The organism is Pedobacter sp. FW305-3-2-15-E-R2A2 (genome assembly GCF_038446955.1).
Lineage (GTDB): Bacteria > Bacteroidota > Bacteroidia > Sphingobacteriales > Sphingobacteriaceae > Pedobacter.
Window position 1 is genome coordinate 3,970,051 of record NZ_CP151803.1, and the last position, 12,909, is coordinate 3,982,959.

Sequence of the window (12,909 nt, forward strand, 5' to 3'; positions counted from 1 at the left end):
CATTAAATCTTCTTCTATCTCCACTCCACTTGAACAACTTCCCTGAGCCAGGGTAACTTTATAATGCTTAGGTTCCATGGCAAATGATCCAGCAACGCGTCAATCGCTGCTTTCTCCACCTGTAAGCCTATTTTTCCATCCCGAACCTGCAACTTTCCACTTCGCTGTAAAAATCCTTCACGAAGTCCCGCCGGACTGGTATTCTTTAAAATGTCCCAGGAAGCAATGGCTGCTTTCAGCAAAGTATCTGCTTCTTCCATTTCCTCCTCTGAGAGTTTGATCTGCGCGGGTATCGGTTGATCAATCGGATAAGCACAAAGGATTTTAGGCATGAGCAGTTCATACTCCTCGGCTTTATTTTGGCCTGTAGCAAGGTAATGCAGTAAATAGACCGCTTTTTCCTGTGCGGATATCTGGGAAAACCGCTTCTCCTGAAGTAAACCCAGAAGCTGGAACAGCGAATTTAAAAAAGGATGAATAAGTACCAATCCCGCGTGTGTCGTAAAAACACCTTCATCGCCAATGGCATCTCTTAAAATATCTTCATCGCTTTTGTTCTCTTCTTTTTCTTCCAGAGTTCCTCCTTCTTCCTGAAAAGATTGGTAGGATTTGTTATAGATCGCTTCCAGTAAATCAGTGCCTGAAGTCACATCCGTTTTACTCAGTTCAGTGGCCTTGATCATCTCCTGAATCCGGGACTCAAATACAGCGAACAAGGTCGTTCCGTTAGTTTCCGTGGAAATCCTTAAAATTTCTGTCCAGATCTCTTCATAGCGCTGCTGGAAGACCCGGATCAGTGCTGCGATATTTTTTGAAGACCTGGATTTCTGCCCGGGAATCGACCAGTCAGACAGGCGGTCATGGAGCTGATGAACCGCAGTAAAAAGTTGGCTTTGCTTTTCAGCGGTCAGTATTTCCAGCAGTTTCATCAGAAATGACAAAGGATGTTGTCGGATGATCCGCAACAAAAAGGCCTCATTTTCCTGAATCTCCCGTCTCAGGACAGCAGTACTGGTGTAATCTGTGGCGAGCTCTTCCATCACCTGATCGTACCATTGTGCATTGACCTGAGTCAGGCTCCATGGCAAATACCCTTTTTGCATATAGAAAATCCATTGCTGGAAAGCATGTCCGGAAATAGATCGCTTAACGGTCTGCCTACCCTCGGTAACCAAAGCTTCTTGCTGAAAAATGGCTTTTTTGATTTCAGTTTTAAAGAGTTCATAAAGATCAGGATTCCAAACAATCTGACTGATTTGGGCTTCAGTAATGACACCAAGGTCTATTTCTATCCGATCCAGAGAGATCACCTCCTCTTCATTCGCCATTTTATCAAATTCATGGTCAAGCAAAGGGACCATATACTTCCAGAATTGATCGCTGAATTGCTGCTGTACACGAAAACTGTCCAGCTGTTTATCTAACTGAAGGTCAATCCGCTGTTTTCTGATCACATGCTGCATCTCATTTCTTGTTAGTCCCTGTGAATACTGTTTTTATGTCCTCTATATGCAGGTTGGGCAGGTACTTTTTCAACTCCAGTCCATCCCAATGGTTAAAAATTGCCGCAACATCTATTTTTGCCTTCCTCATTTTTTCAAAAGCCGGATTCAATTGTTCCAGACCTGCGGCTTTTCCCTTTTTGAAAAACAAATGATCAAGGACATAGCCGGTCACATTCTCCATTAAATGTAGGACCTGATGCCTGTTGAGTGCCGGTATATCCTGCTTCCCTGAAGGTTTTTTATTCTGAATAATGGCCGTTACAATTGCTTCAAACTGAGGAATGTCCGGCGCTTTCTCCTGAAGGAAGGCCTGCACCTCTGTTACGAGTTTATTTTTCTTTAGTTTTTCAGCAATATGAGCAGTGCTGGTCCGGTATGCTTCCAACCGTTTAGCCCGGAAAACATTCTTATCTGCAGCACTGATCTCTGGTTGAGAGATGTTTTCTACGATTCGCCTTTTTTCCGTCTCACAAGGAATAAACTCATATTCTTCACATTGTTGTGTCCGCCAACAGAAAGTCCTGTTGATCTGGTTCAGGAAGGCATTCGGATCTTTTTCGACTTTTGTTTCTTTAAAACAAGGGCTCGGTTCAGGATTTCCATTTCCACAAGGCAGACAGGTATCGCAATCCTTCAGGCACTCATAGTTCCTTCTGAACAGCAGGTCCAGAAAATCACAAACAGAGAAATCCATTCTGCAACCTTGTTTTCCGGCCAGCCAAAGGTGCCAGTTCTTATATTTGCTTTCAAAACAACAGAAATCATGTGGTGCCAGCCAAAGGATCCGGAGCATCACATGGGCAGGCGCAAGCCTATAAAGCAAGTCTTCCATCAACATACGCCCTGAGGCCGTCCGGAACCGCTCCGGCCATGCTGGTAAGACAACAGTGGCAATAAAAGAATAAGGATCGCTGCCTGGAATGAAACAAATATCTTTCTCTTCGCTGCAGGGATCATCATCAGCAAGCCATTTATAGCCACAATGACGTTTCTCTTCTCCGCACCAGGAATTCCTTCTACAGTCACAATCTTCATAACAACGCGGTCTGAGCAGAATATGTTCCGCCACATGTAATCCTTCAGCATTGCTGAGTTTTTTGGTACGGGCAACAGCGCTGCAAGCCATCTGCGCAGACTCATAACACTGTGGATTAAAAGCAATGCGATTGCCGGTAATCCGATTCAGCCCCTTCAGTTCATGTGTCCCGGTTCCTGGCCTGCTTTCCTGAAGATTGAAATGAAGCGCAATGCCGAAAGAATTACATTCACAATCAAACACCCCCTGATAGTTTTCAAAAATACCCAGCAAACGGCGGACCTCTGCCAATACCCGAAGAGCTTCTTCACAGGAAGCATAACGACAAGGAGATTTCCAGGCGGTATAAGACCGGGGCTCTTCCAGACCAGGTTGTTCCTCACAACCACAAGGATCTTTGACTTTTTCTTCCTCCTCACAGCTGCTGAAACCCGGGAATTTTAATTCTATTCCAAAAAGGTCCCGCCCCGTCTTTTCATCTTTGCTTTTAACGAGCGGAAAAAAGTAAACAAAGGCCGCTAAGGTCGCTTTCCATCGGGCTAAACCATAGTCCTTGGTATAAGATTGAAGAATCACTTTACCCGAACCATCTTTCAAAAACAAGAGACCACTCTCTTCTGTGTAGATACTATCGGCAGCCCCTATGCGATCCAGCAGCTCCATTAAGGAGTCACAGGAAGCATCCTCGTTGTCGAGCCTTTGGAGGGCAAAAGGCTGACCGCCTTCATCTAACCACAACAAGGTTTTCTCTTCCACTTTCAATCCATAGGATTCTTTTTCCAATATTGCGTTAAACTGCCTGTAGATATCATTCAGTACTTCATTTCTTTTTTTAGCGGTATCGTAAACACAAGGGTGAATCACAAGATCTTCCCCGCAGTTCAGGTAAAAGGTATAACAGCAATCTTCCCTTCTCTGATAATTGTGAAAGCCTCTGCCCGACTGTACCGCACAGATGAATTTCTCTACTCCTTCTTTGCCCCAGGCCGTAGCTTCATCAACAAACCTGGTACTGCTTTCTGCAAGGACTTCGCGCAGGTAGATCCTGTAAAAAGGCCCTTTCTGCTGGTCGCATAAATCACAGTCTACATAGAGGTTTCCGGTAAAGCGAAGCAAGGCAATAAAGAAGATAAAGTCTTTCATCGCTGCTTCCGGCGTGTCGTAATATTTAACACTTTGCCATTCTCCGGGATCTTTAGGGTTGTTATAAGTGCTGAAATAATAGACTTGTTTGCGCGGCTCCCCTGTTTTACAAGGGTCATTTGCCGAGCTGTCAACCGCTTCGCAGAACAATTGCCCAAAGGTTTCAGAACCATATTCCACCCGCTTAATGGGATAAGTTTTGATCAGGTTGACCATCGCCTCCCTCAAAGACATTCCCCCGGCCTGACTTTCTATTTCCTTTTGAGTGGCAACCGGTATAAACACCATTGCCGGCTGATTTACAGGGAGCTGACTTATACTGTCCTGAGGCTCTTCCAAACTGATCTGATTGGCATAGCTGTTCTGATCAATTGCCAGTTCCAAAATGGAAAAGTAATTTTCTTCAAAAGCCTGGATAGCAAGGTCCTTAGTCGCATAAGTCTTCCAACTCTCAAACAAGACCATTTCCTGGCCGTTCAATTCAGCGGAACTGTACCAGTAATTGTGCGCTTTTAGCTGATAACGGTACAGTGGTGCTTTGCCATTCCCCACTGATATTTCATGAACAATAGCTCCTCCCAGGCAAAGCTGCAGGTATTTCAGATTCCGTCGTAAGGTTCTGGCCAATTTCCTTCTGCCCAGTCCAGCTTGTTCCTTATCGAAATAGCGGTCCAGGTAAAAGGCCAGGACATTGTCTTTGTCTACTAATCGATAGACATATCTGCCATCGCCATTGGACTCATCTACTTCTACCGCCCTGCGGAATGCAGGAGATTTACTGTTTTTATACAAGCCTGCAATCTCCTTTTGCTGCTCCAGAGCCCTGGTCAGGAATTGCTCCTGTTGCGCCGCCTCACTTTTAACACTGACCAGATCAACCATAGGCGTCTGACTGTTTTTCTGCGCCACCGCTAAAAATGTACGTTCCTGGCTACGCTGGATTTTTAAAGAAGGAACAGCCTGATGAAATGCCTTTGCCGCTTTCAGCCCTTCCTCCGGGGAGGAATATTCGGATACACTCGTAAACCGGAGATCCGATGCGGGATCATACCCCAAGCGGTAATTAAACCGCCAGCCATTGGCTACAGGTTCCGTTTTCAAGGTAAATTCACGTTTCCGAACCAGCGCAACGATTTGTTGCTGCATCTTCAGCGCTTCTTCCAGCGTCGCGAATTCGGAATAACAACTGGCCTCTAATTCCTTGTTGTGCAAAAGGCTGATTTTAAAACTATCCGATTTAGGATCTATCCGGTAATTGGCCTCATCTGCCGCGAGGCTGATCACGAAATAACAATGCTGACGTGCTTCCTTAGCGGTTCCAAATTCCTTTTCAGGATAAAGTTTAAAGGTGTTGTCACTGTCCAGCAAATCATAAGTAAACAGATCAGGCTTTCCAACAATGGTATTGTTGATGTCAATCTTGAAAGATTTAACATTTACAAATTTCAAGGCCTCAGGATTCGCTTTATTGAAGTATAAGGTACCAATTCCGGTCTTTAGCTTTTGATCAGTCTGCCAGTTTTTCGCTTCATTGATTTTTGGAATCAGTGCCTTTGCCCCGGCATCGGCTTCCGCAATATTCTCAAATGAAGCAGCAGCAGTTCTAAATATATCTCCATTATGATCAACCAGATGCAAGTTGTACTTATAGCTGCTGATGAACACGTCTTCTTCATGGGCAGTCCCCAGAAACATCCTGCTGAAATTAGCCCTTACCGCATCTGCTTCCTGTGAGCTTTTATATTTTTCAGTAAAGAAAACCACGTTCCGATCGTCGTATTGCAACTGTACCGCATAGACTTTCTCATGTGCAAGATATTGGGTTTTCAACTTATCCGGATTGGATAAAGCGGCCAATACCCCTTTTGCAGCATCTTCTGCTTCCGCTCTGGAATCGAATTTCTCTCTAAGGGCAAAGAATGTTTCCCCGGCAATTTTAAGGTTAACCAGGTACTGTTCATCATATTGCTCGACTACAAAATTACAGAGGCTGTGCAACTGCTTGTTGTCAATTCCGCTCAGGTATTTCGCTTCCCGTTCAAAGCCGGAAATATTATTGTTGTTCCATTTATTTTTAAAGTAATCGTAGCCTTTTCCACGGTTGGCACTAAGCGTATCATAATTGGACAGGAATTCTTCTTTCGCGTGGATGGTCGCTGTGGACCGTTCCTGAGCATTGAGGTTACCAAAGGAGAACAAGGCAAAATCGGTAAAGCGCTCGGCAAAACGGGACAACAGGTGATCGAGAAAACTGTTCCTCCGCTCTGAATACAATTGCTCATCTTCCACTACCCGTTGGAGGTATCCTTTGGCGGAGACAATATTGAGTTCGAGGTCAAAAGAAACATGATCGGCATCTTTAATAAAACTGCGGTAGTTTTCATCAAATATCCCCACATAAACCACTGAGCTTAAATGCAGTTCTGCCGCCTCAACTGTTTTAAAACTTTTATTACTGACCAAAGAGAATTCATCAGTCGAACAGTTGATATAGTAATAGATACAGGAAGTACCTTCGTTCAGAAAACCATACTGAAACTGACGGTTGTACAGGTCGTCTTTTAGTCCGTTAATCGCAATTTGCTGTCTGGCCATCGATGGAAAAGTATGCCCCGGAACTAAGGAAGGGTCGACTTCTTTGGTCTGATTCTGGCTGATCAATCCCTGCAATGCTGCCTTTGAGATCACACGGATCAAAATACTGCCTGCTTTCCCCAATCCATTCAGCTCCCCTGCACCCATGGCAAAACGAAGCAACTGATTCAGTTCAGGTAGAGACTCCAGTTCATTTAGGAAATAGGTTCGCTGCTGATCCTTATCGCCGGAGGAAGACATGGCAAATAAGGACCTGATGTTTTTTAACTGCGCCAGATAACCAGCCAGCAGCTGATCAAAGAACAACAAATAACCCCTCAGCTGTAATGCCTGGGCTTTCCTATGACTGGACGCATCTTCAGGCAATCCACCCTCGGCTATGCCATATACCCTTGGGAAATCATCCTGCAACAGGAAATACTCCTCCAGATCACTGTGATAAATGCCTTTCGGAATTTCTTTATCCAGATATGCGGAAGGCGATTGGTACAAAACCTTTCCGTTGTGCGTAAAATTGATGTTTAGCAGTCCTTCGTACTTTTTAGCATCAAATTCAAGGGCTAATCCATTCCTGGTAAACTGAAATCCGGAACAGGTCATGGAAAAATCAGGAATATGATTTTCAGGGAGTTTAAACTTCCAGTCGGAATTTGTCTTCAAGGACTGGTCCTGACAGTTTCTCAGTCCGAGGTTGTTTACTTTTTTAACACCCCCGGTCTCCAGGATGACATGATAGACATCAGAAAGATGGATCTCTTTTTTTAGTTTGAGCTGCATCAACTCCTCCGTATCGATAAAGCCATGGCTTTCATTGACATCGTAAGGACGACCTGCAAAGATCTCATCTATCGGTTTATTTTTATCCAACAACTGCTGCAGTGTATAAAACTGCGGTGATGGGGAAAAGAAATCTCTTAAGCGCTGTGTAACACTTAGGTATACTTTTTCGGGATCTGCGTCTTCTTCGAGCTCGATATCAGCACATACCCCCATCGGAAGTTTACACATCAGGTAGACATCTACAAAATCTTCGCAGAAATTGCGATGTGCCATCAACGTGCTTTTTACCTTATCAATAAGCGCATTGAAATAGGACTTTGCATCAGCTTCCGTCTTGAAATCTGTTGCTGCATTCTTTTCCGGTTCTATATAAACATGGTAAAGGCCGTTTAAAAACTCTTCACATTCCCGGTTTCCAGTCGCCATCTCGTGGGTATCCGTTCCTGTTTTGCAAAAGTCATGCTGATCAGTAGCCGCGCTGAGCCAGGCATTTTTCACCCCATCAATATCGATCAGCAATTTCCGGTAATCAATGATGGTTAGCGGATTACAGGCAAGAATCTCCGCAGGACTAAAGAAATTATCGTCTTTCCCTGTCGCCGATGGATTGCGTGTAAAGATATCTTTTGCGGGTAAATTTGTACGGTAGCCTAGATCTAAAAGCGAATAACAAAGGACTTCCAAGATGGTAATTCCGGGATCATGCACATTATGATCCGTCCAGATTTTCCCGGACAGCTGCCCCAGATACTCAATCCCTTCCGTCCGTAATTTCTCAAAATCGAGGTACTCCGGAAAACCAGAATTGTTCTTGCTAATCACTTTGATATTTTGTTCCTCGTTTGCCATAAATTATGCGTTGGGCCGAAAATTGATTTGATCCTTACAATAATCTCCAATTGGAACAGGTCTGTTTTCACATGGCGGATACTCCTTACGGTTTCCCCAGTTTTCACAATCCTGCTGCAAAATGCACACATCGATGTCGCCGGCTATCAAAATAGACCGCGGACTGATCGGGCAGATTGACTTTTGTTCAGCATTCGCAATTGCGCCTATATCTTCCTCATGCTGCATTTTTAATTCCATGATATAATCCAGGTAATCCCGCGTTTCCAGGAAGCCTACCAGGTCCGACTGATTGATGCATTGTCCGAAGCTGAGCTTATCAAATTCACCTATTGCCCATGGGGCAAGAAAGGTCCTCAGATCCTGTCTCAGTTTTTCCTTGTAGAAGTTCTCATCCTTCCCTGGATAGAGTTTTACTTTCAGACAAAAGTTGACCTTTTCATACCTTGGATTCATCACCCTCAGCCTTGCAAAAGGAGAATTTCGTTGTTTCAGGTAAGCCTGTATCTCTTCCAGCAGGCTCACCGGAACCCTGGGTTCAAACTGCTGTGCGGCCTTTAACTGGTTCAGATCAGGGATTACCGCCAGCAATACATATCCGGGTGCCATTGGCATATCGTTCAAATACCGATGTGCATTCAAAGCGAAGCTATGGTTGATACACTTCACCTTAAACAATTGAGGAAAAGCTTCTAAAGCCAATCTCTCATAATCAAATTTCTGAATCGCCTTACCTTTATGCCGCAGCAATTCGCTCACACGGGTATAAAAATGTCCTTCCCCTTCAGAAACCCTGCCGGCAAAAGAATCGAAAGGCTGACTTAGCTTTTTAACCGAAGCATCAGCCTCGTTCAGTTTGCTTAAAGCGCCCGAAGGCAAAGGTTGCGACAGGCGAAGCTTATCATTCGCATCGTCATTGGTAAAGGTCGCCCTGATGGCTTGGGTATAGATCGCCATCGTTTCACTCACGGATTTACTACTGTAAGGAATGGCCACTTTTATCCAATGTAATCCTTTCGGAAGGATGGTATTCTCCTTAGTAATATTGGCAGGCAAAGCGAATTTTATGATCCCCGAAGTGGTCAGCGCATCGGTATCATCTTCCAATACTTCAAAGCCTTTACGTAAAGCTTTCCATGAGTTATTTTCCAGGTAATACCATTGTACATCCACTCTTTCAGATTCGGAATCTGCCGTCGCCTCTGCCAGCTGAAACAGCATGTTCAGGTTACTGCCAGGCTGCAAATCTTTAAGGCCGATAAATAGTGTACCTTCTTCACAGAACGTTGGAAAAAGTGCAGGCTGTAACTCCAGCTCCTCCGGTTTGTAAGTATGCTGATAAGGATATAAGTGAATCAGGTCAATGTCTTTAATTGTGGCAGTGGCGGTATAATCCAGCGACATGTTTTTCAAAACAGGTGTCCAGGGTTCCGCAGGGATAACTGCCTGAAACTGGTCATTACCGGCAATGACCGTACTGATTGCCGCAATCTGATTCTTTAAAGCCGTCACATCCCCGGTCAGGTTTTTATCAGTCGGGTGCAGGAAGTTTGGCGCATAAACGATTTTCCGAATATTTTCCGCATTAGGATCGTTGATCGGGCCATCTCCATGAGGGCCGATTTTTGAAATGATCCCATCGGGATTGTCATTTACGCGACTTTCCACCCGATCTGCGGTCACACCTGCCGCAAGCAAATCGTTTTTAATGGTGTTGGTGCTAAAAACAATCAAATTGCCATTATTGACGTCATAATAGATCGCATCCTCCAGCTTATCGTCTTTAGGCCTGCCCAAGGCCATCATTTGCCGGGCAAGAACATAAGAATATACTTTATGACAAAAATCCTGATTCTGCAGGTTCAGGCGAACAAAGCCATTAAAGCTATCTACACCGTATTTCACAAAAGGCTTATTGTCTACCACAAATTGCTGATCCAGACCGAAGAAAGAACTCTCGAGGTGAATCGTTTGTTGAAAAGGGTTGGCAGGTGTACAACTGCTGAATTTACCGTCGTTCGCAAACAACCTCCGGTCATTATATTTCTTACTTAGGATCTCAACTTCTACCGTAGTAGCATTACCATGTGTGGCTTCTCCTTTCCATTTTCCATTTTCAAGGATGGAAAGGTTGATCAGAAACTTGTTGACATCCAGTCCGAATAAGGCGCCATCTTTTAAATAGCCTTTATAATAATCCCTAAAGTCGGTGGGTTTATCTTTCCAGTCCAGATTGATGTAAATGTTGTCCCATTTTTTACCGAATACCTCCTTACTGCCAATGTAAAAATTAGGACCGATAAGATTGGCATTGGTAGAAAAAGGAGGATTCAAAGGGTGTTTAATGTCAAAATCGATCACCTCAGGTCTCGTTCCAAAGGGATAAACAGGTCCGTTTACGTTCTGTACGCTTTCATCATTTTGTACAATGAAGTTCTTCAATCCGCAAACCTGGACATGAATTTTGGTCTGGTCATCCGCAGCAATTTTCACATTTCTAAAGAAATGATACAAGGAAACCTGCTGGAATTGCTCTTTTGATTTCTTTTCACAACATTCCTCCTGACTACTCCATTGAACATCTTGTTTCCATTTGACCTTATCATTCAGTTCTATTTTAACCACTGGCATCGTCGTATCGAAATCTTCCTTCAATGCTTCCGCATTGTAAAAGGTAATGGCCTTTTGTTCCGGCAATAAAATGGCAGTGATGTTGATTTTAAAGGCGCCGTCATTGCCTAAATTCAAGGGACTGAGTTTGATGAGCGGAACTTCTGCCGGACTGATCCATTCCTTTTCCCCGCTAAAAAGAATGTTTAATGCCTTCATAGGCTTAAAAATCTCCGCCAGCATTTTCCTTTCTTCTACATCAGGAATCGCCTTAAAAAACTCGGCTTCAGTTAATGTTTTTTCAAATAATAAGGTATCCACCGGACAATAGCATAACTTTTCTTTGCCCGGAATAGGGTCCTTGATCAGCACCTGATCCAGTGCAGCCTTTAGTTCCTTACTGATGCCTTTCTTCCATGCTGCAGCAATCAGGTCCCGGTTCACCTCATAATACACCTGATTCAATGCCGCCCTCACCTTATGGTATAAAGCCGTTGCAGCATAGAAATGTGGGGATTTACTTTTCGAAGGCTTTCCAGCTCCGGTTCCCGGAGCGGTATGTTCCTCACAACATGGATTACTGTGACCATTTTCGGTCATTAAAAAACTGCAGCAATCGTCCTGCAGTTTACAGGAGAGCGTAATGTTCACCGTCCGGGTTCCTTCGTTTAACAGTAAAACCGGTGAAGCTAGCATAAAACCCAATCGCGCATTGGGATAAGGTTTTACAAATTTATGCTCCGGATCAACGTATTTGCTGTATGCTGCACCTAAGGTTGGCCAGCTTGCAGGGACCTCTTTAAATTCTTTAGTCAGGCCATCCGCTTTGGTGGCGTCAGGCGCAATATACAGTCCTTCCAGAAAGGTATCGTCACCATGGATCTGGTTATTGAGAAACAGGGTTCTTTGATCGGCCACCTGAGTTTTGTTGACCACAATTTCTTCGTCAAGGGAAAACAGAATCTCTGTTTTATTGCTGTCCTTCCCGTCTTTAACGAGCAACCCTTTTTTTAAGAGGTATTTATCCAGCTGGTTCTGGATTTCAAACACCAGGTGCGCCTGGTCTGGCTTTGCTGCTTTGGGCTTTAGGGCCAACACCTCTTTGTAAAAGAAATCCAGGTGTTTTTTACTGAAAGAATTCAGGTCTCCCTGAAGGTGCTGAAAAAGCTTCAGGAAGGAGAACAATAAGGCCAGATGCGGGGTGTGTTTTTCTTTAAGTTCTTCTTTCAGAGGAAACAAACTCTGCTCCATACTCAATTCTGCAGTACCTTCAATGAGCTGGATGGCGTCCAAAAAAGAAGCAACCAACCCGACCATTTCATTGCGAAGCGCAATCAGGCGTTTCCGTTTGGTCGCCCCTTTGGCAGCAAATGCAGCAGCATCAAAATTGGCATAGGTATCGGTAATGTCCAGACCCCAGACTTCATTGTCCAGCAGCTCGTTAAAGTCCAGCGCTTTCAGATGATACCACTTTACACCTGCATTTAACTGAACGATAAATACTTTAAGCGGGTCAGTCAGCTTGTCTTTAATCAGTTTATCCAGCAGGAGTTCTATCGGCAGGCCACTGTCCCTGAATTTTGTACTCCAGGTATTCAGCGGTCGGATTACCGTATGGTAGATGTAATTAAACAACAGCTGCAAACTCGCTTTTCCCGGTCTTTTATCGAAGAGGTTATTGTAGAAAGCAAGTTTATCGTTCACCTTATTGCGGTCGTACTTTAAAATGGCGCTCAGGGTAAAAGGCAGGCTCGACTGGAAAAAAGGCTGCCAATCAGTGACCTTCATCTGCGGATCATAATAATTGATGTGTCTTGACAACTGCACAAAGTAATCCAGCAGATCGGCTAAGCTTCTGCCATCTATTTTTGCAGCCCCAGACAGCAGGTCGTCCATCACCCGCTGACGCTGGCTTACACCTGGATCATTCTGGAAAGGATGTATAACTGAGCTGCATTCCATTTATATAGGCTTTAAGGCTTCATTCTTATAATAATCATATACATAATTGAACCTCGAGTTGGTGCCGGGTATGGAATATTCCACACTGATGGTAAAGCGGCCCTCGATGAGGTCAAAAGAATCACTGGCGGTTACCTCTATCCGCTCCGCTTTAATCCGGGGCTCATAGAACAGAATGGCATTGGTTACCCGGTCTTTCAGGTAACCGATCACAGAACTGTTTAAAGCCTCGAATACATAATCGTTCAGGTCACAGCCATATTGCGGCTGCATCACCCTTTCCCCAAGAGAGGTGGAAAGCAGGATATTTAAACTCTGCTCAATATCTTCGGCCCCGCTAACCATTTCGGCAGCTCCTGATTCCGGATTAAACTCCGGAGGGAAAGACCATCCGGTTCCAAGAAATGATTTAAAAGAATTGTCCATATC

Annotated in this window: 4 protein-coding genes; all 4 read right to left on the reverse strand. The window is 44.3% G+C overall.

Annotation, left to right across the window (positions count from 1 at the left end):
- Positions 1-14: 14 nt before the first annotated feature.
- The 4 genes from AAFF35_RS15835 to AAFF35_RS15850 are packed head-to-tail and all read right to left on the reverse strand — an operon-like array spanning position 15 to position 12,906.
- Positions 15-1,463, reverse strand: coding sequence for a contractile injection system tape measure protein (locus AAFF35_RS15835; protein WP_342327493.1), 1,449 nt, complete (start codon positions 1,461-1,463; stop codon positions 15-17).
- 1 nt (position 1,464) lies between these two features.
- On the reverse strand, positions 1,465-7,908 hold the full coding sequence (locus tag AAFF35_RS15840; protein WP_342327494.1) for a hypothetical protein: 6,444 nt from the start codon (positions 7,906-7,908) through the stop codon (positions 1,465-1,467).
- 3 nt (positions 7,909-7,911) lie between these two features.
- A complete protein-coding gene (locus tag AAFF35_RS15845; RefSeq protein ID WP_342327495.1) occupies positions 7,912-12,480 on the reverse strand; it encodes a hypothetical protein in 4,569 nt (1,522 codons plus the stop codon).
- Positions 12,481-12,906, reverse strand: coding sequence for a GPW/gp25 family protein (locus tag AAFF35_RS15850; RefSeq protein WP_342327496.1), 426 nt, complete (start codon positions 12,904-12,906; stop codon positions 12,481-12,483).
- Positions 12,907-12,909 lie beyond the last annotated feature (3 nt).